Annotated in this window: 22 protein-coding genes; 2 read left to right on the top strand and 20 right to left on the bottom strand. The window is 61.1% G+C overall.

What is annotated here, in order from left to right; all coding sequences use genetic code 11:
- Positions 1–42: 42 nt before the first annotated feature.
- From phnN to phnG, 14 genes are all read right to left on the bottom strand, one after another.
- Positions 43–636 (bottom strand): phosphonate metabolism protein/1,5-bisphosphokinase (PRPP-forming) PhnN, encoded by a 594-nt coding sequence (gene phnN, locus E2F50_RS14920; RefSeq protein WP_133316944.1) that lies wholly within the window; start codon positions 634–636, stop codon positions 43–45.
- On the bottom strand, positions 636–1,775 hold the full coding sequence (locus E2F50_RS14915; protein ID WP_133316943.1) for an alpha-D-ribose 1-methylphosphonate 5-triphosphate diphosphatase: 1,140 nt from the start codon (positions 1,773–1,775) through the stop codon (positions 636–638). Before E2F50_RS14915 ends, phnN begins: the two co-directional genes overlap by 1 nt.
- Positions 1,772–2,485, bottom strand: a complete 714-nt coding sequence (locus tag E2F50_RS14910; protein WP_133316942.1) for a DUF1045 domain-containing protein — start codon at positions 2,483–2,485, stop codon at positions 1,772–1,774. Before E2F50_RS14910 ends, E2F50_RS14915 begins: the two co-directional genes overlap by 4 nt.
- 107 nt (positions 2,486–2,592) lie before the next feature.
- Positions 2,593–3,945 carry a phosphonate ABC transporter, permease protein PhnE gene (phnE, locus tag E2F50_RS14905; RefSeq protein WP_133317126.1) on the bottom strand — a complete coding sequence of 451 codons (1,353 nt, stop codon included), beginning with the start codon at positions 3,943–3,945 and terminating at the stop codon, positions 2,593–2,595.
- The gene (gene phnE, locus E2F50_RS14900) at positions 3,945–4,925 is read right to left on the bottom strand and encodes a phosphonate ABC transporter, permease protein PhnE (protein WP_133316941.1); all 981 of its coding nucleotides are present in this window, start codon (positions 4,923–4,925) and stop codon (positions 3,945–3,947) included. Before phnE (E2F50_RS14900) ends, phnE (E2F50_RS14905) begins: the two co-directional genes overlap by 1 nt.
- 172 nt (positions 4,926–5,097) lie before the next feature.
- Positions 5,098–6,009, bottom strand: coding sequence for a phosphonate ABC transporter substrate-binding protein (gene phnD / locus E2F50_RS14895; RefSeq protein ID WP_133316940.1), 912 nt, complete (start codon positions 6,007–6,009; stop codon positions 5,098–5,100).
- Positions 6,010–6,086: 77 nt separating this feature from the next.
- A complete protein-coding gene (gene phnC / locus E2F50_RS14890) occupies positions 6,087–6,932 on the bottom strand; it encodes a phosphonate ABC transporter ATP-binding protein (protein ID WP_133316939.1) in 846 nt (281 codons plus the stop codon).
- Between the two features lie 86 nt (positions 6,933–7,018).
- Entirely contained in the window at positions 7,019–7,666 is a 648-nt protein-coding gene (locus tag E2F50_RS14885; protein WP_133316938.1) for a DapH/DapD/GlmU-related protein, read from the bottom strand.
- Positions 7,663–8,370: a phosphonate C-P lyase system protein PhnL gene (phnL, locus tag E2F50_RS14880; RefSeq protein WP_133316937.1), complete on the bottom strand. Its 708-nt coding sequence runs from the start codon at positions 8,368–8,370 to the stop codon at positions 7,663–7,665. The genes E2F50_RS14885 and phnL overlap by 4 nt, the downstream gene beginning before the upstream one ends.
- Positions 8,371–8,384: 14 nt before the next feature.
- Positions 8,385–9,161 carry a phosphonate C-P lyase system protein PhnK gene (gene phnK / locus E2F50_RS14875; protein WP_133316936.1) on the bottom strand — a complete coding sequence of 259 codons (777 nt, stop codon included), beginning with the start codon at positions 9,159–9,161 and terminating at the stop codon, positions 8,385–8,387.
- Positions 9,158–10,039: an alpha-D-ribose 1-methylphosphonate 5-phosphate C-P-lyase PhnJ gene (locus E2F50_RS14870; protein WP_133316935.1), complete on the bottom strand. Its 882-nt coding sequence runs from the start codon at positions 10,037–10,039 to the stop codon at positions 9,158–9,160. Before E2F50_RS14870 ends, phnK begins: the two co-directional genes overlap by 4 nt.
- Positions 10,036–11,154, bottom strand: coding sequence for a carbon-phosphorus lyase complex subunit (locus tag E2F50_RS14865; RefSeq protein ID WP_133316934.1), 1,119 nt, complete (start codon positions 11,152–11,154; stop codon positions 10,036–10,038). The genes E2F50_RS14870 and E2F50_RS14865 overlap by 4 nt, the downstream gene beginning before the upstream one ends.
- A gap of 77 nt (positions 11,155–11,231) precedes the next feature.
- Complete coding sequence (gene phnH / locus E2F50_RS14860) at positions 11,232–11,834, bottom strand: phosphonate C-P lyase system protein PhnH (protein ID WP_133316933.1); 603 nt, start codon at positions 11,832–11,834, stop codon at positions 11,232–11,234.
- Positions 11,834–12,307, bottom strand: coding sequence for a phosphonate C-P lyase system protein PhnG (gene phnG / locus E2F50_RS14855; RefSeq protein WP_133316932.1), 474 nt, complete (start codon positions 12,305–12,307; stop codon positions 11,834–11,836). The genes phnH and phnG overlap by 1 nt, the downstream gene beginning before the upstream one ends.
- A 98-nt stretch (positions 12,308–12,405) precedes the next feature.
- Between phnG and phnF the strand changes: the two genes are divergently transcribed.
- On the top strand, positions 12,406–13,131 hold the full coding sequence (phnF, locus tag E2F50_RS14850) for a phosphonate metabolism transcriptional regulator PhnF (RefSeq protein WP_133317125.1): 726 nt from the start codon (positions 12,406–12,408) through the stop codon (positions 13,129–13,131).
- 24 nt (positions 13,132–13,155) lie between these two features.
- Here phnF and E2F50_RS14845 read toward each other — a convergent pair whose 3' ends face one another.
- The 6 genes from E2F50_RS14845 to mepA all read right to left on the bottom strand — a co-directional run bounded on the left by E2F50_RS14845 (position 13,156) and on the right by mepA (position 19,139).
- The gene (locus E2F50_RS14845) at positions 13,156–13,791 is read right to left on the bottom strand and encodes a 2,3-bisphosphoglycerate-dependent phosphoglycerate mutase (RefSeq protein WP_133316931.1); all 636 of its coding nucleotides are present in this window, start codon (positions 13,789–13,791) and stop codon (positions 13,156–13,158) included.
- A 23-nt stretch (positions 13,792–13,814) separates the two neighbouring features.
- Positions 13,815–14,633, bottom strand: coding sequence for a 4-hydroxy-tetrahydrodipicolinate reductase (dapB, locus tag E2F50_RS14840; RefSeq protein WP_133316930.1), 819 nt, complete (start codon positions 14,631–14,633; stop codon positions 13,815–13,817).
- Between the two features lie 23 nt (positions 14,634–14,656).
- On the bottom strand, positions 14,657–16,462 hold the full coding sequence (locus E2F50_RS14835) for an ABC transporter ATP-binding protein (RefSeq protein ID WP_133316929.1): 1,806 nt from the start codon (positions 16,460–16,462) through the stop codon (positions 14,657–14,659).
- Between the two features lie 100 nt (positions 16,463–16,562).
- Positions 16,563–17,591, bottom strand: coding sequence for a glucokinase (locus tag E2F50_RS14830; protein WP_133316928.1), 1,029 nt, complete (start codon positions 17,589–17,591; stop codon positions 16,563–16,565).
- A gap of 17 nt (positions 17,592–17,608) precedes the next feature.
- On the bottom strand, positions 17,609–17,983 hold the full coding sequence (locus tag E2F50_RS14825) for a methylglyoxal synthase (RefSeq protein ID WP_133316927.1): 375 nt from the start codon (positions 17,981–17,983) through the stop codon (positions 17,609–17,611).
- 106 nt (positions 17,984–18,089) lie between these two features.
- Positions 18,090–19,139, bottom strand: coding sequence for a penicillin-insensitive murein endopeptidase (mepA, locus tag E2F50_RS14820; RefSeq protein ID WP_133316926.1), 1,050 nt, complete (start codon positions 19,137–19,139; stop codon positions 18,090–18,092).
- Between the two features lie 165 nt (positions 19,140–19,304).
- Here mepA and E2F50_RS14815 point away from each other — a divergent pair, with 165 nt between their 5' ends.
- On the top strand, positions 19,305–21,143 hold the full coding sequence (locus E2F50_RS14815; protein WP_133316925.1) for an extracellular solute-binding protein: 1,839 nt from the start codon (positions 19,305–19,307) through the stop codon (positions 21,141–21,143).
- Positions 21,144–21,229 lie beyond the last annotated feature (86 nt).

The raw sequence follows: 21,229 nt of genomic DNA, 5'->3' as shown, positions 1-21,229 counted from the left end.
ATTTGTAACTTTAAAGCGTGAGGCGCAAGTTTTTCCCGTCACTCACACTTTGGCTGGCAAGCAAGTGGAGAGTGCTTCCACCATGGCTTGCCCGGCTTCTTCCATCGCGCCGCTATTGTCGATGGTAATGACACAGTAATCTCCGGCCACAGTCAGCGAGCTACGCTCCAGCCGCTGCAGTATTTCCTGCCGGCTTTCCCGTCCACGCGCCTCAAGTCGGGAAGCCAGGACCTCCGGCCGCGCTGTGACGTTGACGACGATGAGCGACGGATAGGCCGCCTTGAAAAGCGCCAGCGCTGAGCGAGATCCATTGGCAATGACGACCCGTCCCTTGTCCACGGCGTCGCGGGTTTCCGCCGGAATGCCGTAACGGAGCCCGTGCGCCTGCCAGGATACGGCGAAGCGGCCGGCCTGTTCCAGTGCATGGAATTCGGCCTCCGATACGCCATCGTGGTCCTCGCCGCCAGCAGCCGTGTCGCGGGTGATGATCCGGCGCACGAAAATGACGTCTTCCCGGTCTTCAAAATGCCGAGCGGCATAGGCCATCAGTGTGTCCTTGCCGGCACCGCTCGGGCCGACCACTGCAACCATACGGCCGCGTGTCTGCGCATCATTGTCCGTCGGCGCCCGGTCCATCAGGCGACCCGCCGCCCTTCGCGCCAAGTGGCACGCGCCACCGGCACGCCGTTGTCGCGATATACCCGCACTAAATCGGCCCGCAGACCGGCGGCGATCCGCCCGCGATCATCCAGACCGACGGTGCGTGCCGGTGTCGCCGTCACCATGGCCAGGGCCTTGGGAAGTGATATGCCCTGCGCATCGTCCGCCAGCACAAACGGTGCATGCAGCAGGCTGAGCGGCACATAGTCCGAGGAAAGCACGTCAAGCACGCCTTTTTCGGCGAGGTCGCGGGCAGCGATATTACCGGAATGGGACTTGCCGCGCACGATGTTCGGCGCTCCCATCAAAACGCTCATGCCCGCTTCATGCGAGGCCTTGGCGGCGTCGAAGCTGGTGGGGAATTCCGCCAGCCTGACACCGTTGCCGATCGCTTCGTCTACATGGGCAAGCGTTGCGTCGTCGTGGCTGGCTACGGTAATCTGGCGCTCGGCGCATATCTGCGCAATGGCAAGACGATGAGGGGTGGAATTGCGTGCTGATTCCGCCTGCCGCTTGGCAATGAATTGGGCAAAAACTTCGTCGCTAAGGCCGCGCTTCTTCTGATAATAGAAGATGTATTGTTCCATGGTCTGGAACTGCCGCTGGCCGGGTGCATGGTCCATCAAGGAGACCAGGCGCACGAAGGGATCGTTTTCGAAATCGGCGAAATGCTCGAGAACATTGTCGGCCGAGACTTCGCAACGCAGATGGATGAGGTGCTCGGAGCGCAGCCGGCCTTCGCGGCTGGCCGACTGGATGGCATCGGCCATTGAGCGCATTTCGCCTTTCTCGAAACCGCCGTCCTCATCGGCACCCATGCGCAGGCAATCGAATACGGTGGTAATGCCCGAGGTGGCGATCTGGGCGTCATGCGCCTGGATCGCGGCGGTCGTGTTCCAGCGGACGCCTGGGCGAGGGGAATAATGCTGTTCGAGATGGTCCGTGTGCAGTTCCACCAAGCCGGGAATGAGGTAGTCGCCTTCGAAATCCTCGCCGCTGCGGACATTGCCCTCGGAGATCTCCGCAATCTTCCCGTCACGGATCAGGACCGAACCGGAGATAACGCTGTCCTCCAGCACGATGCGGGCATTGGTGAAAACGGTCTCGGCGGTCATGAATCGGTCTTTCTCTTGTCGGAATTCTGAGCCAGCGGCAGCCAGCGATGAACGGTGAAGGGCTCGCCGCGCGAAGGTTCGATAAACAGCGCCAAGCCATCGATCGACAAAGGTCGGTCAGAGAACTCAGCAAAGCACTGGTCGAGCGCACGGCGCATGGCGGGGGCGAGATCCGGCTCCACCTGGCCCGTCAATGTCATATGGAATCGAAAATCGTCCATAACATGAGGATAGCCCCAGCGATCGAGATTGGCGCGTTCCGAAACGGTCAGCCGCTCCGGTTTGCGGCGGGCAATGTCGGCTTCGCTCAGCGGCGCCCGGAAAGGCTCGAAAGCCTCGACAACGCTTGCGGCGAAGCGCTGCAGATCCGGATAGACCTGATTGGGGATGAGGGCGAAAAAGCGGCCGAGCTGCCCGACCACCACGTTGGGGATGTCGAAGGAAGGCATCTTGCCGGCGAAATCTTCCAGAGCGGCGATGAGTTCGGCTTCGGTCCGATCCTGTCGAAGCTCGAAGGGCGCCTTGATCGTGGCGTGAAAACCATAGCGGCGCGGGTCGGCCGTCATGCTTGCCACCGTGTCGGCCGGCAGATCGGCAAGCTGCGGCACCGGAAAGGTTTCACCGGTAAAGGCGTCTCGCCCGAGCCACCGGGCGGCGGCCATGGTCAGCGCATGATCTCGGGCGGGAGAAAAATATAAAGCGTAGCGCAAGTGCGTACTTCCAGAATCGAGAAAGAGCCGAGTTTAGCCGCAGGATGGTTCGGGAAACAGGCCTGAGCGAAAGACGACGGTAAATGAGCGGCGGCAAAAGGGGTCGGTCAATGCCCCCTTTTGCCCATGACGCGCGAACGTAAGGCATTCGACATGTTGTCGAAGAGGAATACGACGATGAGGATCAGCAGCACCATATAGGCAACCTTGTCCCAATCGGCATTGGTTTTCATGGATTCGAGCAGCTTGAGCCCTATGCCACCCGCACCGACGGCGCCGATCACGGTTGCGGAGCGGGTATTGCTCTCCCAGAAATACAGGGATTGCGAGATGAAGATCGGCAGGACCTGCGGCACGACGCCGTAGCGCTGGACGTTGATGGGGGCGGCGCCGACCGATTTCACGCCCTCGCGCTGCTTGTCGTCGACATTTTCCAGCGCCTCCGCATAAACTTTGCCCAGAGCGCCCGTATCGGTGAAGAAGATGGCTGCAATGCCGGGAATGGGCCCGGGGCCGAAGGCACGGGTAAAGAACAGCGCCCAGATCAGCATGTCGATCGATCGAAGAAAGTCGAACAGCCGCTTCATGAACCAGTTGGCCGTTCGGTTGCGGGTAATATTGCGTGCCGCGATAAACGAAAGTGGAAAAGCGAACAGCGTGCCGAGCAGGGTACCGACAAAGGCCATGACCAGCGTCTGCATGAGCTTGGAGAGGATGTCGCCATGCTGCCAGGTGGCATTGTTGAGAAAGTTGTCGAGCGCCAGGGACGCATTGCTCTGGTTCGGATCCAGCCGCTCACCGAAAAGCATCAGGCCGGCGACTTCGCCAAAGCTGCGGCCCCAGAAGGGCGATTGCGTATCAAAGAAGAAATTTGCCCAGCCCAGAAAGCGGCGCTGGATATAAACCTGGGAAGAGCGGATTTCCACTTGGCCCGCAAACCCGAAATAGACATTCACCTTGTTGCCGTCCTGCTCCATCCGATCGGGAGCACCTGCCGGAAGCGAAGCCTTTTCCGGGGTAATCACAACCGGGTAGAAAGTGCCGTCTATGAAAACATCGACTCGCTCTGGCGTCACCTCCAGGCGATCGTCATGGCTGCCGAAGGTTACCGTATAGCTGCTCCCACCGACCCCCGGCTTCAGCCAGGAAATATCCGCTCCCGGGCGGTACTGACCCCGGCTCGTCCACTGCGGTACGACCTGGCCGTTCTGGAAACGCAGGCGCGGCTGGGCCCGCCATGAATACCAGTCCTGGACATAAACGGACGCGCGGTCCCAGTTTCCGTTCACGAATGTCGGGATCACGTTGAAGAAGGCAAAGCAGAAGGCGAGATAGATCACCACCACGGCAGAGACCAACAGCAGGCCCCAGCGCTGCATAAAACCGCGCTCGAAGATCTTCGGATAGCTGGCGAGAATGCGTTCGTGTTCGGCGCCGTTCACGGTGAGAGTGGAAGACATCATGCAGCTCCCCGGCCAAATTCGAAGGATTGCTTGCCGATCAGCCGGCGGCGCAGCCAGGCGGAAAACTGGTCGACGCAGATGACGGTGATCAGAAGCAGGATGATGATCGCATAGGTCTTGGCGGCGTGGTCGCGCCCGATAGACAGGCTGAACGCTTCGCCTATGCCGCCGCCGCCGACGGCCCCGATAATGGTCGAGGCGCGAACGTTGATCTCCGCCCGCAGCAGCGTGTAGGACACGAAATTGGGCAGGACCTGCGGCAGGATCGCAAACCGAACACGCTCCAGCCAACTGGCGCCTGAAGCCCGCAGCCCTTCGTCAGGCCGCATGTCGGCGTTTTCGATGACCTCGAAGAAAAGCTTGCCCAAGGCTCCGACCGTGTGGAAGGAAATGGCGATGATGGCGGCGATCGGGCCGATCGACAGGATCGCGGCGAGAAGCCCGGCGATGACAATCTCCGGAAAAGCCCGCATGATTTCCATCACCCGCCGAACGCCCCAGCGCACCATCCGCGAGCCGACGAGGTTCGAGGATGCGAAGAAGCAGAGCAGAAACGCGCCGCCGGCTCCCAGAATGGTGGAGACCAGCGCAATGTTGACGGTGATCGCCAGCTCGTAGAAGAAATACGGAATATAGAAACTGTCGGTAATGTAGACGCGGTCGCTCGTGTAGTCGAACTTGATCGAGCCGTCTGCATAAGGCGATGGCAGATCGAACATGGCGCGGAAAATTTCCAGCGGGCCGTTCGGCACGAAGCTCTTGATGAAATCGAAGAAATAGGGAAGCCTCTCGAAGAACTTGCCGGAATTGGCGTCATTGGCGAAATCCAGCGACGCGCCGAGCACGATCAAAAAGACGACGATGCAGACGACCGTGTAGATCCGCCTTGTTTGCACTTGCGCCTGATAATGATCGAGGATGGTGCGGGAGCTTTCTTGCAGGCCGCTCATGCGGTCGGGTGCTGCCACGTGCGCCATTGTCGGCATCCTTGCTCGCGATGATGCTCCGCGACGACGTGGTCCGGAGAAGGTTCAACGCAGGTCGAAAATCGTCGAACGCGCTTCGCATGGTCTCAACCAAATGCGGCGCGGGAGGTCGGCGGCGGCACTTTTGCAAGGCCGCCGCTATTGCTTTTGAGAGGCTGCAAGATCAGCCGCCGATCACGGCCTTACGGGCGTCGATGATCGTCTGGTAGGTGCTCTGGGTGACCGGCTTCCAGTCGACATAGCCGCCGCCCGTAAAGCTGTCGAAGCAGGCCTTGTCCTTCTTCGGCAGGTCAGCGAAATAGGCCGTGACCTTCTGCTGGATGTCGGCCGGCAGCTTCTGCGACACCATCAGCGGGCTGTTCGGGATCAGCGGCGACTTCCAGAGCTCGACGAGATCGTCCATGTCAAGCAGGCCCTTGCTGACCATCATGTGCAGGTTGCCGGAGGAATAGCCCTGAGCCCAGTCACCCGTGCCGGAGCCGAAGGTTGTTCCGACATCCCACTTCTTGTCGAGCACGCCGAGAACGAGGTTCTCATGGCCGCCGCCGAAGCCGGTTTCGGAAAAGTACTGCTTGACCGGCATGCCGATATCCTTCGGCAATGCAACGTTCGGCACGAGATAGCCGGAGGTGGAATCCGGATCGGCGAAGCCGAGCTTCTTGCCCTTAGCATCGGCCAGCGTCTTGATGCCCGAATCCTTGCGGGCGACCATGATCGTGTAATAGCCGGTCGAACCGTCGGCCTGTACCGTGGTCAGAACCGGATTAACCGCCTTGGGGTCTTTCAGGTAGATGGAGGCGTAGGAGGAGGCGCCCATCATGGCGATGTCGATCGTGCCGCCAAGCAGTCCTTGGATGACGCCATTATAGTTCGGCGACGGGAAGAGCTGGACTTCGGAAACGCCGGTTGCGGCGACGAGGCCCGGCTTGACGCATTCCGTGCGGCGAACCTGGTCAGCCTCGTTTTCACCACCATCGAGGCCGATGCGCAGGACCTTGGTGTCCTGGGCGAGAGCCTGGCCGGCGAGTGCGGAAATGGCAAGCGTAGCTATCAGAATCTTGCGAAATGCAGACATGGAAGTCTCCTTTGGTGATGAGATCTCAGTGCATGGGTTAGGGTTTTCACCGCCGCTTGCATGCGGCGGGTAAGCGATCAGCGCATTACGGCGGTTTCGGCGATCATGGCGGATGGGGCGGCCTCGGCCCGGCGGGCGGGCTTGAGGCTTGTGGAGGTCATGGTTTCGTCGATGCCGGCACCATCCTTGTCGGAGCCGTAGATTTCGCGCACTGCAGATGCGGTAAGCTCTCTTGGCGGGCCGTCAAAGACAACACGTCCGTCAGCCATGCCGATGATGCGCTCGCAATAGCTGCGGGCGGTATCGAGCGTGTGCAGGTTGGTGACGACGGTGATGCCCTCGCGCTCGTTGATGTCACGCAGCGCATCCATGACGATCTTCGCATTGAGCGGGTCGAGCGAGGCGATAGGCTCGTCCGCCAGCAGCATTTTCGGGGCCTGCATGAGCGCACGCGCAATCGCCACGCGCTGCTGCTGGCCGCCGGAAAGCGTGCCTGCCGGCTGCAGCGCCGTCTGCTCGATGCCGAGCCGCTCAAGGGCGGCAATCGCCATGATGCGCTCATCGCGGGTGAAGATGCTGAGCAGGCTCATCGTGGTGGAGCGATGGTTCAGACGACCGAGCAGGACATTGGTCATCACGTCGAGGCGCGGCACGAGGTTGAACTGCTGGAAGATCATAGCGCAGTCGCGCTGCCAGTTGCGCAAGCCGGCGCCCTTCAGAGAAGACACTTCCAAGCCGCCGAAATGGATAGAGCCGGAACTCGGCTCCTGCAGGCGGTTGATCATACGCAGCAGCGTCGACTTGCCGGCGCCCGAACGGCCGATAATGCCGACCATCTGGCCCTGGGGAATCTCGACGTTTACGGCGTCCACCGCAACGCGATCTCCAAACCTGCGGGTGACGTTCCTCAGCTCGAACTTCATGTTCTTTATCCGTTCAGTCCAGGGTACATGGGGTTTCGATTAGCGATGCTTGATGAAGCCTGAATGTCGGTTCTATGGAGCTTTTGTTACAAAGCGAGCGGCACGTTGCCTGCCTGCGATTGCGCATAGCGCGACAGGAATTCTTCGGCCGAAAGTGCCCGGAAATCATCGAGTGCGGCACGGAGTTGGAGGTGATCCCAATCCCACCAGGCGAGCCGGTCCATGCCTTCGCCAACCTCCTTTGTGAACCTTTCACGAATGAGTTTGGCTGGAACCCCACCGACGATCGCATAAGGAGCGACATCCTTGGAAACCACCGCGCCGGCACCGATCACGGCGCCGTTGCCAATCGTCACGCCGGGCAGCACGGTTGCACCGTGGCCGATCCAAACGTCGTGGCCGATAATGACGCGGTGATCGCGGCGCCATTCGAAGAAGCTCTGCTCGTTTTCCGCATCGTCCCAGTAATTGGCGGCACGATAGGTGAAGTGGTGCAGCGTTGCCCGCCAGGTCGGATGATTGGTGGCATTGATGCGAACGGAAGCGGCCATGTTGACGAATTTGCCGATCGTCGCGCACCAGATCGAGCCGTCCTGCATGATGTAGGAATAGTCGCCGATCTCAGAATCTTCGATGCGGCAGCGTTCGGAGACTTCCGTGTAGCGGCCGAGCGTCGAATTCTTGACGGAAGCCGTGGAATGGACAGCGGGCTCCAGCCCGACCTTGACACTCATGCTGCAGCCTTTCGGGGAGAAAATTCCAGCACATCGAGAATGCGGTCGGCCACAGCCTCGCGGACTTCTTCGTCATGAAAGATGCCGAGAAGCGCGACGCCGTCGCTCTTTTTGGCAGCAATCATCTCGACCACGACCCGGCGGTTGACGGCATCGAGCGACGCCGTCGGTTCGTCGAGAAGCAGGATGCGGTGGCTGGTGATGAAGCCGCGCGCAATGTTGACGCGCTGCTGCTCGCCGCCGGAAAACGTCGCGGGCGGCAGGCTCCAGAGTTCCCGCGGCAGATTGAGCTTGGCGAGCAGATCCGAAGCCTTTTCGCGGGCTTCCGCCGCATCGACGCCCCGGGCGAAAAGCGGTTCGGCAACCACGTCGACGGCGGGGACGCGGGGTACGGTGCGCAGGAATTGGCTGACATAGCCCATCGTGTGGCGGCGCACGTCGATGATCGTGCGCGGGTCGGCCCGGGCGATGTCGACGATGCGGTCCTGATGGTTAACGAGGATCTGACCCGCATCGACGGCATAGTTGCCGTAGAGCATTTTCAGGATCGAGCTCTTGCCGATGCCCGAAGGTCCGCCAAGCACGACGCATTCGCCGCCGGCGACGGAAAAATTGACGTCGTTGATGACCGGCAGCTTGATGCCATCGCGCAAATGCATGGTGAAGCTCTTGAAGACCTCGGAAACGACGAGGGGAGTGGCCATATCGATATTCCTCATCAAACCTGCAGGATGGAAGACACGAGGAGCTGGGTGTAAGGCTCGCGCGGATCGTCGAGCACCCGGTCGGTCAGCCCGTGCTCGATCACGTAGCCGTCCTTCATCACCATCATCCGGTGCGACAGCAGGCGTGCGACCGCCAGATCATGGGTGACGACGATGGCGGCGAGCCCCAGATCGTTGACAAGACCGCGCACCAGATCCAGCAGGCGGGCCTGCACCGACACATCGAGCCCGCCGGTCGGTTCGTCCATAAAGACGAGGCGTGGGCCAGTGACCAGATTGCGGGCGATCTGCAGGCGCTGCCGCATGCCGCCCGAAAAGGCCCGCGGCTGGTCGTCGATCCGGTCGGTGCCGATTTCGACGCGCGAAAGCCAGTCGCTGGCGGTTGAGCGGATATTCCCATAGTGCCGGTCGCCGACCGCCATCAGCCGCTCGCCGACATTGGCGCCGGCCGAGACCGTCATGCGCAGCCCATCGGCGGGGTTTTGGTGCACGAAGCCCCAGTCGGTGCGCATCAGGAAGCGGCGTTCCGCTTCGCTCAGATGGTAAAGGTCGCGAAAGTTTCCGTCGCGCATGCGGTATTCGACACTACCCGTTGTCGGCATCAGCCGCGTCGAAAGGCAGTTGAGAAGCGTGGTCTTGCCGGAGCCGGATTCGCCGACAATGGCCAGCACTTCGCCGGGCCACAGCTCGAAGGAAACATCCTTGCAACCGATACGGCTGCCATAGAATTTCGAGAGACCGCCAACCTTGAGGAGAGGAGTGTCAGTCATTCCGCGGCCTCCTTCTTCGGGGCCAGCATGGCGCCGGCATGGCCGTGGTCGCGGCGGTCCTCGCAATGGTCGGTGTCGGAGCAAACGAACATGCGGCCGCCCTTGTCGTCGAGAACCACTTCATCGAGATAAACGTCATGGGCTCCACACAGCGCACAGGGCTGCTCGAACTTCTGGATCTCGAACGGATAGTCCTCGAAGTCTAGGCTCACCACCTCCGTATGGGGCGGTACCGCATAGATGCGTTTCTCGCGGCCAGCACCGAAGAGCTGCAGCGCTTCGGACATGTGCATTTTCGGATTGTCGAATTTCGGCGTCGGCGAGGGGTCCATGACATAGCGGCCAGCGACCTTGACGGGATAAGCATAGGTCGTGGCGATATGGCCGTTGCGGGCGATATCCTCGTAGAGCTTCACATGCATGAGCCCGTATTCCTCAAGCGCATGCATCTTCCGCGTTTCGGTCTCGCGCGGTTCAAGAAAGCGCAAGGGTTCGGGGATCGGCACCTGATAAACAAGGACCTGGCCTTCCGTCAGCTTCTCCTCGGGAATCCGGTGGCGCGTCTGGATAATGGTGGCATCCCTGGTATGCGTCGTCACGGCGACATTGGCCACCTTCTGGAAGAAGGCGCGGATCGAGACCGCATTGGTCGTGTCGTCGGCACCCTGGTCGATGACTTTGAGCACGTCGTCCGGCCCGAGGATCGCAGCCGTCACCTGCACACCACCGGTTCCCCAGCCATAGGGCATCGGCATTTCGCGCGAGGCAAACGGTACCTGGTAGCCGGGAATGGCGATGGCCTTCAGGATCGCCCGGCGGATCATCCGCTTCGTTTGTTCGTCCAGGTAAGCGAAATTATAGGTGGCGAGATCGGTCACTCGGCTGCCTCCTGGCTAAGATTGTCGCCGCTGCGGGCTTTGGAGCGTGCTTTGTCGATATCGGAGCGCATCTTGCGCACCAGCCCGAGCTCGGCCTGGAAATCCACGTAATGGGGCAGTTTCAAATGCTCCACAAAGCCGGTCGCCTGCACATTGTCGCAATGGGAAATCACGAATTCCTCGTCCTGTGCCGGGGCAATGATGTCCTCGCCGAGTTCTTCGGCACGCAAAGCGCGGTCGACCAGCGACATGGCCATCGCCTTGCGCTCGCTTTGTCCGAAAACCAGGCCATAGCCGCGGGTAAACTGTGGCGGTGCCTTGGAGGAACCTTTGAACTGGTTGACCATCTGGCATTCGGTGACGCGGATGCGGCCAAGCGGTACGGCGAAGCCGAGTTCGGCGATATCCATCTCCACCTCGACCTCGCCGATGCGGATTTCGCCGACAAAGGGATGGTTGCGGCCGTAGCCGCGCTGCGTCGAATAGCCGAGCGCCAGGAGAAAGCCTTCGTCGCCGCGCGCCAATGCCTGCAGGCGCAGGTCGCGGCTCATCGGAAATTCCATCGGCTCGCGCGTCAGGTCGCCTGCCTCATGGTCTTCGGGAAATTCGCCGTCCGGCTCGATCAGGCCTTCATGCGCGAGAATGTCGGAAACCCGCATGACCTCTTCGCCGCCGGCTTGCTTGCGGACCGGCTCCTCGACCTGCTCGTCGCTCAGCAGCGAAGGGTCGAGCAGCCGGTGTGTATAATCGAAGGTCGGTCCGAGAAGCTGGCCGCCCGGCAGATCCTTGTAGGTGGCGGATATGCGCCGCTCGACCTTCATTCCGGCCGTGTCGACCGGCACGGTTGCGCCAAACCGCGGCAGCGTCGTCCGGTAGGCGCGCAGCAGGAAAATGGCCTCGATCATGTCGCCCCGGGCCTGACGTACGGCAAGTGCCGCCAGCGAACGGTCGTACAGCGATGCCTCGGCCATGACGCGATCCACCGCGAGACCGAGCTGTTCGACGATCTGGTCGATGGTAACCGACGGGAGCGAACGGTCGCCGCGGCGCCGGTCCGCGAGCAACCGATGGGCATTGTTGATGGCGGCTTCGCCACCCTTGACGGCAACATACATGCTTCATTCTCCTGCCGCGACCTCGGCATCCTTGAGGATGCGAAAAGTTGGGGCGAGTTGTGGAAACTTGGGCCCGGTTACTGCAATGCGAGCCGTGTCGTGCGCGGCAGGCACAAGAACTTCTGTCCAGCCGTTAGGATCACGTCGACACCGCGCGGGAAAAGCGCCCGGTTGTCCGCCCAAAGACGCATGAAGACGTCCGGGAGCCCGTCGACGGCAATCGTCTGGGTGGCCCGAATGCCGGGGCCGGTCAGGGTCATCAGAGGGCCTTGGCCAAGCGCCTTGACCTCGATGACCAGCGTGGTCGACCGGTCCGGAAATTCCTGGCTGCCGAGCGAGAAGAGGCCGAACGAGGCTGGTGTCGCGCCGGCTTCCACGAAGGCGAAATGCGCTTCAGCCTTTTCGCGGATGATAGGCGCCCCCGTATGGAAGCCGATCCACTCGGCGACTGCAGATTGCGAAAGCCCGGCGCTGAGCCAGACGCTGGTTTCATGGTCGCATAAGGTGAGCGCGATGGCGCCGGCTGCCCCGCCAAGCGGCTCGGGCTGCCCGACATCCAGATCCACGGTGCATAACGTGCCTGGTTTGGCCATGCCATCCATCAGCATGCGGAATACGCTCTGGGATTCGAATACCGGCTGGCTAAAACCGCCGGACAGCGCTTGCGTCTTGCTCGTCATCAGTCTTCTCCTCGAACCATGGTGAAGAAATCGACCTTCGTGGCTGCCGTTTCCTCGGCCTTCACCTTGTCTTCGGCGGCGATGCGCGCTTCGATCGGGTAAAGGAGGGTGGTTTCTACCCATTGCCGGGTGCCGGCTTCTTGCCAAAGTGCATCGAAGACTGCCGCCAGCTTCACAGCTTCCTTGGCTGTCCCCATGGCCTGTGCGTGGCCCGCCGTTCCGGAAGCTAGGAGAATGGTACAGCGCGTCACCGTGGCCTCACCCAGGTTGAAGGGAGCGCCGCCGCCGCCGATGCGACCGCGCACCATGGTGAGGCCTGTTTCCGGACCCCGCACGGGCTTTACGTCAGGCTTTTCCGGTAATCCGTCCCAGGCCAATCGTAGCTCTTGCGCCGTTGCGCGGGCGAGCAGGCCTATTGCGCGGCGGCGCTGCTCAGCCTGGGGATTGGAGGCAGTTTGTTGTGCAGCATCCATTGCAAAACCTCAAATGTCTATTTATATAGACAACCATACAATTAAGCTTAGATATAGAGCTGCGATATAACAAGCGTGTGACAGGGGAGACTGAGCCAATTATCGTTCAAAGGCAGAATGGGGTGGCGCTGTGGCGTCAGATTGCCGACCGGATCCGCACATCGATCGCCAATGGCGATTACGATGCGGCTGGCAAAGTGCCGCCGGAAATGGTGCTGGCGGAGCAATTCGGCGTCAACCGCCACACGGTCAGAAGTGCGCTGGCGGCTCTGGCCGAAGAGGGGATCGTGCGGGCGGTACAGGGGCGCGGGACGCTGATCGAGCGCAAGGAACGCATCAATTTCCCCATCTCGAAACGCACACGCTTCAGCCCCGGCATCGGCGATCAGGCCCGCGAAAAGGAGGGTCTGCTTTTGGGATGGGCCGAGGAAGAGGCGTCGGCAGATATCGCGCAGCGGCTGCAGGTCGCGCCCGGCTCGCGGGTCTTGCGTTTGGAAACGGTCGGCACCGCAGACCGGCGTCCGGTTTCCCGTTCGACCGCCCGGTTTCCTGCCGACCGGTTTGGGCAAATGGCGGAGATCTACGCCAGGACCGGCTCGATCACCGCCGCTTTCCAGGAATGCGGACTGACCGACTATATACGCGCATCGACGGAGGTCACCGCAGTGCATGCAGACAGCAGCGATCTTGTCGATCTCAAACTATCCCCAGGCGCCATCGTGCTGGTAACCCGCGCTCTCAATGTCGATCTGCAGGGCGTGCCGGTCCAGTATTCCGTCACGCGCTTTCCCGCCGACACGGTTCAATTCACCATCGAGAATTGAACCTACCCGCCTTGAAGCCAAGCTTCAATGGGCGCCGGACATGTCTCCGAGCACCTTCTTGGAGGCAACGGTTGAATCGGCGTTCAGCGTGTAAACCATCGGCACGCCTGTCGCCAGGTTGAGCTTGAGGATTTCCTCCTTGCTCATCCGGTCGAGCACCATGACCAGCGAACGCAGCGAATTGCCATGCGCCGCAACGAGCACTTTCTGGCCCTGCAGAACGCGCGGCAGGATCTCGGTCAGGTAATAGGGCCAGACGCGGGCGCCCGTATCGCGCAGGCTCTCACCGCCCGGCGGCGGGATGTCGTAGGAGCGGCGCCAGATATGCACCTGCTCCTCGCCCCATTTGGCGCGGGCATCGTCCTTGTTGAGGCCGGACAAGTCTCCGTAATCCCGTTCGTTGAGCGCCTGGTCGCGGATCGTTTCCAGTTCAGGCTGGCCGAGCTTGTCGAGCACGATCTTCAGCGTGTCTTGGGCGCGCTTCAGGACCGATGTGAAGGCGATGTCGAACATGATGCCAGTGTCAGCGAGAGCCTGTCCGCCAGTTTCGGCTTCTTGGATGCCGAGGGGTGTCAGTTCGGGGTCGCGCCAGCCGGTAAATAGGTTCTTCAGGTTCCAGTCGCTCTGGCCGTGGCGAACGAGGACGAGGGTGCCGCTCATGAAAGGATTCCTCCAAATGTAATTTAAGAGAGCCCGAGAACGTCGAGCATGGAATAGTGGCCGGGCTTCTTGTCGCGCGCCCAGAAGGCTGCAGCAACAGCGCCGCGCGCGAAAATAGACCGGTCGCGCGCGCTGTGCGAGAGCGTCACCAACTCGCCTTCGCCGGCAAGTATGACGGAATGATCGCCGACGACCGATCCGCCACGTAATGTCGCAAAGCCTATCGTGCCAACAGGGCGGGCGCCGGTATGGCCATCGCGGACCCGCACCGATTGCGTCGCAAAGTCGATGCCGCGGCCCTTGGCGGCGGCTTCGCCGAGCAGAAGCGCGGTCCCCGACGGTGCATCCACCTTGTGCTTGTGATGCATCTCGACGATCTCCACGTCCCATCCGGCGGCGGGCAGGGCTCTGGTCGCCTGCTCGGCGAGAACAGACAGAAGATTGACGCCGAGGCTCATATTGCCGGACTTGACGATACGGGCATGCCGCGCCGACGCCTCGAATTTCTGCTCGTCGTCGGTGGAGCAGCCCGTCGTACCGATTACATGCACGATCCGCGCCTGGGCGGCGAGGCCCGCAAAGGTGACGCTGGCGTCAGGCGCTGTGAAATCGAGCACGCCTTCCGCATCGAGAAATGCCTGCAGCGGATCGCTGGTAACCGCCACGCCGATCGTGCCTGCGCCGGCGAGCTCGCCGGCGTCCTTGCCGATGAAGGCGGACCCTTCGCGTTCGATGGCGGCATGCAAGGTGACGCCCTCGGTGTCCTGGATGACGCGGATCAGCGTCTGCCCCATACGCCCCGCAGCGCCGACGACCACGAGTTTCATGTCATTAGCGGTCATGCGCGGCGTAATCCTTGATCAAGTCAGTGGCCCGCTTCGGGCGATTGCAGATTGTTGAGGCGAGCGTAAAGCCCGTCCTGGCGCTGCGCAAGCACCTGATGGGTGCCTTCCTCGACAACCCGTCCCTCATGCATGACGATGATCTTGTCGGCCTTCACTATGGTCGAGAGCCTGTGGGCGATGACGATCACCGTGCGGCCGCGCATGGCCGTATCAAGGGCCTTTTGGACGGCTGCTTCCGATTCGTTGTCGAGTGCCGACGTGGCCTCATCGAGAAGCAGGATCGGCGCGTTGCGAACCAGCGCGCGGGCAATCGAGAGCCGCTGACGCTGCCCCCCCGAAAGGGTCATGCCGTGTTCGCCGACGGGCGTGTCGTAGCCGAACGGCTGGGTAAGAATGAAATCGTGAGCATAGGCGAGGCGCGCTGCCTCTTCCACTTCGGCATCCGTCGCATCTGGTCTGCCATAGCGGATATTGTCGCGGATCGATCCTTCGAACAGGTATGGCTGTTGCGAAACATAGGCGAGCTGGCGCCGCAGCGATGCTTTGGTGACTTCGGCTATGTCCTGCCCGTCGATCAGGATCCTGCCTTCGGTCGGGTCATAGAAGCGAGGAATGAGGTTGATAATCGTCGACTTGCCGGCCCCTGATTGACCGACCAGCGCGGTTGTCTTGCCGCCTTCTGCGACGATGTCGACGCCGCGCAGAATAGGCGAGCCGGTGGCATAGGAGAATACAACGCCTTGCAGCTCGACACGCGCCGTCGTGGTTGCCAGATCTTGAGCGCCCGGCTTCTCGCGCTGAGCAGGCTGGGTGTCGAGGATGGCATAGATCATCTGCGCATTGACCACCGCCCGATCGATCTGCACCTGCAGCTTTGCAAGCCGGCGGGCCGGATCATAGGCCATCAGCAAGGCGGTGACGAAGGCAAAGAAGGCGCCCGGCGGTACATCATTGTAGATCGACCGGAAGGCGGCATAGGCAAGAACGCTGGAGATCGCGAAGCCGGCAAAGGTTTCAGTGAGAGGCGATGTGCGCTCAGAAAGGCGGGCTATCCGGTTGGCGCGTCGCTCGGCCGTGTCGATGATGCCGTTGACCTTGCGCTCGAGCTCCTGCTCCATCGTGAAGGCCTTGACGATGGATATCCCCTGGATGGTTTCCTGCATGGCGCCGAGAACGCGGCTGTTGATCTCGACGGATTCGCGGGTAGCGGCACGCAGGCGCTTCGAAACATAGCGCAAGGCGTAAAGCAGTGGCGGCGCAACGGCAAAAACGATGAGCGCCAAGACCCAGTCCTTCACGAACATGACGCCGACCAGCGCAGCGAGCGTCAGGAGATCGCGCGCCGTCGAGGTGACGGTGAGGTTGAGGACGTCGCGAATGCCCGACACATTCTGGCTCACCTGCGCGGCAAGGTAGGCCGAGCGCGATTCCGAAAAGAAACCGACCGACAGCGTCATCAGGTGGGAATAAAGCCGCCGCTGGTAGCGCGCGACGATGTTGTTGCCGATCTTCGACAGCGTCACCGCCTGACCATAAGTGGCAAAGCCGCGCAGGATGAAGGCGGCAAGGATCGAGGCGCAGATCAGCCAGACGATATCCGCGCGCTTGTTGGCGAAAGCCTCGTTGACGACCGATTCCATGATCCAGGCGGTAAACGCCGTGGATAGCGCCACCAGGACAAGGCAAAGGATCGCAAACGCATAGCCACGAATGTGGTCGCGGCCGTTTTCGGCGATGATCCGCCTCAGGACACTGACGACTGCGCCGGAATCGACATGGCGCTTCTTATCTTGGGCAGCGTTCAAAGGCGTTTCCCGTTTCGGCATGTGCCGGCTCATTTCCATGAGCAGGGGCTATTAAACACTTCGTAACGCTTTTGCCAGCCAAGCCCGCATGATTCGCCGGTGCTGTTGCAATCCGGCAAGTTTACGCCTGATGCCGCCAGCGCCGGCCATCCATCGAGATCCCGTAGGCCGCGGGCATGCGCGCGAAGCTGGCAAGACCTGCCAGCGCTGCCTGCGGATGGGTTACCACATAGGTCGGGATCGTCGCCATCAACTCGCTATGCGGTGCCTTGTCTTCGAAGGCGGCCCGGAACTGTGGGCCTTTCAGGGCCGGGATGATCTTCTGGGAAATGCCGCCGGCCAGATAAACGCCGCCGCGGGCCATGAAGATCAAGGCCATGTCCCCGGCAACCCGTCCAAGATAGGTAGCAAGCAACGAAAGCGTCTCCACCGCCTGCGGATTGGACCCGTCGAGCCCATGCGCCGTAACGTCGGCCGGCAAGGTCAGCGTCGGCGCAATGCCGTCGGCTGCACAAATGGCCTGATAAATGTTGACCACGCCGCGGCCCGACAGGATTTCCTCGGCGGACACTCGGCCCTCGATCCTTCTCAAATGCGGGAAGATCTGGAAGTCTCGCTCCGAGCGCGGCCCGACATCCACATGGCCGCCTTCGCCCGGCACCGGAAACCAGGTATCGCGGGCATGCAGCAGTCCAGCAACGCCCAGGCCCGTGCCAGGTCCCAGAACCACGCGGGAGGCCAGATGCGGCTCGCCGGAAGCACCGAGCTTCTCGCGGTACTGCTCGGGAAGGGCTGCAACGGCCAGCGCCTGCGCTTCGAAGTCGTTGACGACCAAAACATCCTCGAAACCGAGGTTCTGGATCATGTTCCGGGGGCGAACGACCCAGTTGCAGTTGGTCAGGTCGATCTCGTCGCCGTCGATCGGGCCGGCGACCGCAAGAATGGCTGAGCGCGGCTTTAGCGGACTTTTCTCCAAAACGATCGTGCGGATTGCATCGTCTATCGTCGGAAAATTCGCCGTCTGGACAATGGGAAACTGTTCCGGATCCGCATTGGCATCGGCAAGAATGGAAAAGCGGGCATTGGTTCCGCCGATGTCACCGATCAGGATCGGAAAAGGCAAATCTTCGCTGCGGGTGTCGTCAAGCATGGCGCAATATATCCGGTCTATTGGAAATCGAGGAATTTCTCGGCGGTAGCGCGGTTGAGCGCCATGGGTATGTCATAGACGGTGGCAAGCCGGGTCAGGGCTTTGACGTCCACATCATGCGGCAGGGCGCTCAAAGGGTCGATGAAGAAGATCAGCATATCAACGTCGCCGGTGGCAATCATCGCGCCGATCTGCTGGTCGCCGCCGAGCGGGCCGCTCTTCAGCCGGGTGACCTGAAGCTCCGGACAGGCGTCCTGCACACGCCCGCCGGTCGTACCCGTGGCGACGATCCGGAAGCGCGAAAGAGCCGCTTGGTGCTGGCGTGCGAAGGCGGCCATGTCATCCTTTTTCTGGTCATGCGCGATCAGCGCAATGCAAGGTGCGGCAGACATGAAAGGTTCCTCGCCCCATTCAATCGATTTGTGCGGGTTCTAGCCTGCCGCGCCTGGGTTGGGAAGGTGGTCAGGCGGGATTATCGGGCAACGAGGCGCTGCGCCTTTACCGTTGCGGACGGCTGCTCGGCAGCGGAACCTCGGAGGGCGGAACCATGGCAGGCGTTTCGGTGGCCGTCACGGCTGCCGGTGCAGGCGCATCGCTTGAATAGGAAAGAGCCCTTCCGCCATAAGTAGCATCGGCCTCGGATCGCGCCGCTGCTGAAAGCACGGCCGCACAGGCTTTTGGCAGATCCGAGAGCATGACCTGCCGTGGTTTCACCGGCGGCTTGTTCGGATCGGGCTTCGGCGCCGGTGCCCAGGGCTCCTTGGTAAACCACCAGGCGAGCCCCTTGCTGTTGCAGTCGTCGACCTTCGGAGCGGCCGCCTGCTTCTGGCAATCGCTGGAACCCGCCGGGCAGGAAATGCGGATATGGAAATGCTCGTCATGTCCGTAGATCGGCCGCACCTTGCCGAGCAGGCTGCGGTCGCCCGTCCATGTCTCGCAGAGTTTCTTCTTGATGGCCGGATTGACGAAGACCCGCTCCACCTGCGGATAGCTCGCCGCCTGCATGATCAGCCGGGCATGGGTATCGCTCCAGCGCTTCGGGTTAACAGTCAGGAACTTGCTCTTGTCGAGCATGGAGGTGAAGGGCATGTCTTCGCGCTGCTGCACGGTCAGCGGCTGGGCGGGCTTCGGCGTAAACCAGATATCCGCGTCGAGACCGACCTGGTGGGACGCATGCCCGGTGATCATCGGCCCGCCGCGCGGCTGCGAGATGTCGCCGACCAGGATGCCCGAGCCCCAGCCGAGCCTTGCCGCGTCGCGCGAAAACTGTTCCAGCAGCGAGATCATCACCGGATTGCCCCAGCGCCGGTTGCGAGAAAGGCGCATGGCCTGCCAGGTGGGCCCATCGGTGGGAAGCGCCACCGCGCCTGCCATGCAGCCCTTGGCGTAAAAGCCGAGCGGCTCCGGCTCCGACCTGCTGGGAAGTTTCACGCTGCCGAAAAGCTGCTTAGCCGTCTGCGCTTCCTGCGCCTCGGTCGTCGTCCCCAGCGCAGCGCACAAAAGGACAGCCGCCGCCAACCTGTAACTTCTGACCCGAATTGCTTTCATGCCTGCCCGCCAAATCATCTGATGAATCAAGCCTACTGTTAAACCGGATTTTGGTGAAATGGAGATAGAAGGTTCAAGATAAAGAGCTTGTGAGCCGAAGCTCCTGTTTTTTGCCTGCTTTTGCCCTATGCTTTGCGCAACAAAAGCATAATCAAGGGGCAATGCATGGATTTCGATTGGTTGAAGCGCGGCGCACCGATCATCCTGACGGCGATGATCCTCGGCTTCTCTGGTGCCGCGGCACAGGAACCTCAATGGCGGCATGGCATCGCCGTTATAGGCGACCTGAAGCTGCCGTCTGATTTCAAGCAACTCCCTTATGTCGATCCCAATGCCCCCAAAGCGGGCGAATTGCGGTTGGCGGACGAAGGCACTTTCGACAATCTGAACCTCGTGATCGACAGAGGGGCCGCCGCGGCGGGACTTTTGAGTGTTTTCGATACGCTGATGAAGCGGTCGGAAGACGAAGTCTTCGGCAACTACGGGCTTCTGGCCGAAGCCATTTCCTATCCCCCCGATATGTCGTCGGCGACATTCAGGTTGAGACCGGAAGCCAGATGGGCAGACGGTCAACCTGTGACGCCCGAGGATGTGATCTTCAGCCTGGATAAGCTGAAGGAACTCAGCGCCATGTATTCCGGCTACTACCGCCATGTCAGTGGTGCCGAAAAGACCGGGGAGCGCGAAGTCACCTTTCGCTTCGATGAGAAAAACAACCGCGAGCTTCCCTCGATCGTCGGTGACTTTCCCATTCTGCCGAAGCATTGGTGGGAAGGTAAAGATGCCAAGGGGCAGCAGCGCGACATTTCGAAGACAACCCTGGAGCCTGTCATGGGGTCCGGACCTTACCGGATCGCGTCGGTTCAGCCCGGTGCCGCCATTCGCTACGAACTGCGCGACGATTACTGGGGCAAGGATCTGCCGATCAATATCGGCCAGTACAATTTCCGTGCGATCAACTACACCTACTTCTCGGACGCGGATGTGGAGTTCGAAGCCTTTCGTGCCGGCACCATCGACTACCGCCAGGAAAACAGTTCCAGCCGCTGGGCGACGCGCTATGATTTCGATGCAGTCAAGGATGGGCGGGTGATCAAGGAAGCCTTGACGAACCCGTTCAAGGCGACAGGCGTGATGCAGGCATTCGTGCCCAATCTGCGCCGTGAGACGTTCAAGGATGCACGGGTCCGGGAAGCGCTCAACTACGCTTATGACTTCGAGGATCTCAACAAGAACCTTGCCTATGGCGGCCTGAAGCGCGTCGATAGCTTCTTCTGGGGAACGGAGCTTGCGTCATCCGGGCTGCCCCAGGGGCGCGAGCGCGAGATCCTTCAGGAATTGAAGGACAAGATTCCCCCAAGGGTATTCACGACGCCGTATACCAATCCGGTTGGCGGCGATCCGCAGAAAGTACGTGACAACCTGCGCACGGCGATCGGGCTGTTGAAGGAGGCCGGCTGGGAGCTGAAGGGCAACCGCATGCTCAACGCCAAGTCGCGCCAGCCGATGAGCTTCGAGATCCTGCTGAACAGCCCTTCCATGGAGCGCACCGTGCTTCCCTATGTGGCAAGCCTCAAGAAGATCGGCATCGACGCCCGCATCCGGACGGTCGACGCGTCGCAATATATCAACCGCATTCGCAGCTTCGATTACGATATTATCTTTGGTGTCTGGGCGCAGACGATGAATCCGGGCAACGAACAGGCGGAGTATTGGGGATCCAAGTCAGCGGAGCGGCAGGGGTCACGCAATTACGCAGGCATTGCCGATCCGGCAGTGGATGCATTGATTGCCAAGGTCACTGCCGCGCCTGACCGGGAACAGCAGGTGGCTGCAATCAAGGCGCTGGATCGTGTGCTGCTCGCCAACAATTTCGTTATCCCGATGTTCTATTCCGGCGAGTCTAAGATCGCTTACTGGAAAAGGATCACACATCCGCAAAACCTGCCTGAATACGGCATAGGCTTCCCGGATATCTGGTGGTCCCAGGACGCAGTGAAGTGACCGGGCTGATCGACCACGCTTGCACGCGAGCGGCCAGCTGTTCCAAATGAACCCAATGATTCGCACGAGACAAGGAAATTGCCGTT

The sequence above is a fragment of the Rhizobium deserti genome (assembly GCF_004358025.1).
Classification (GTDB): domain Bacteria; phylum Pseudomonadota; class Alphaproteobacteria; order Rhizobiales; family Rhizobiaceae; genus Neorhizobium; species Neorhizobium deserti.
The sequence above is the reverse complement of the archived record's forward strand: the minus strand, read 5'-3'. Positions and strand labels throughout refer to the sequence as shown.

Excerpts from the sequence above, each read along its gene's own strand:
- phnK (WP_133316936.1), bottom strand. The coding sequence starts at position 9,161 with ATGACTGACACTCCTCTCCTCAAGGTTGGCGGTCTCTCGAAATTCTAT.
- phnE (WP_133316941.1), bottom strand. The coding sequence starts at position 4,925 with ATGGCGCACGTGGCAGCACCCGACCGCATGAGCGGCCTGCAAGAAAGC.
- phnD (WP_133316940.1), bottom strand. The coding sequence starts at position 6,009 with ATGTCTGCATTTCGCAAGATTCTGATAGCTACGCTTGCCATTTCCGCA.
- phnH (WP_133316933.1), bottom strand. The coding sequence starts at position 11,834 with ATGACGAGCAAGACGCAAGCGCTGTCCGGCGGTTTTAGCCAGCCGGTA.
- phnN (WP_133316944.1), bottom strand. The coding sequence starts at position 636 with ATGGACCGGGCGCCGACGGACAATGATGCGCAGACACGCGGCCGTATG.
- mepA (WP_133316926.1), bottom strand. The coding sequence starts at position 19,139 with ATGAAAGCAATTCGGGTCAGAAGTTACAGGTTGGCGGCGGCTGTCCTT.
- E2F50_RS14845 (WP_133316931.1), bottom strand. The coding sequence starts at position 13,791 with ATGAGCGGCACCCTCGTCCTCGTTCGCCACGGCCAGAGCGACTGGAAC.
- E2F50_RS14815 (WP_133316925.1), top strand. The coding sequence starts at position 19,305 with ATGGATTTCGATTGGTTGAAGCGCGGCGCACCGATCATCCTGACGGCG.
- E2F50_RS14915 (WP_133316943.1), bottom strand. The coding sequence starts at position 1,775 with ATGACCGCCGAGACCGTTTTCACCAATGCCCGCATCGTGCTGGAGGAC.
- phnG (WP_133316932.1), bottom strand. The coding sequence starts at position 12,307 with ATGGATGCTGCACAACAAACTGCCTCCAATCCCCAGGCTGAGCAGCGC.
- E2F50_RS14835 (WP_133316929.1), bottom strand. The coding sequence starts at position 16,462 with ATGCCGAAACGGGAAACGCCTTTGAACGCTGCCCAAGATAAGAAGCGC.
- phnL (WP_133316937.1), bottom strand. The coding sequence starts at position 8,370 with ATGGCCACTCCCCTCGTCGTTTCCGAGGTCTTCAAGAGCTTCACCATG.
- dapB (WP_133316930.1), bottom strand. The coding sequence starts at position 14,633 with ATGACCGCTAATGACATGAAACTCGTGGTCGTCGGCGCTGCGGGGCGT.
- phnC (WP_133316939.1), bottom strand. The coding sequence starts at position 6,932 with ATGAAGTTCGAGCTGAGGAACGTCACCCGCAGGTTTGGAGATCGCGTT.
- E2F50_RS14865 (WP_133316934.1), bottom strand. The coding sequence starts at position 11,154 with ATGTATGTTGCCGTCAAGGGTGGCGAAGCCGCCATCAACAATGCCCAT.
- E2F50_RS14885 (WP_133316938.1), bottom strand. The coding sequence starts at position 7,666 with ATGAGTGTCAAGGTCGGGCTGGAGCCCGCTGTCCATTCCACGGCTTCC.
- E2F50_RS14825 (WP_133316927.1), bottom strand. The coding sequence starts at position 17,983 with ATGTCTGCCGCACCTTGCATTGCGCTGATCGCGCATGACCAGAAAAAG.
- phnE (WP_133317126.1), bottom strand. The coding sequence starts at position 3,945 with ATGTCTTCCACTCTCACCGTGAACGGCGCCGAACACGAACGCATTCTC.
- E2F50_RS14830 (WP_133316928.1), bottom strand. The coding sequence starts at position 17,591 with ATGCTTGACGACACCCGCAGCGAAGATTTGCCTTTTCCGATCCTGATC.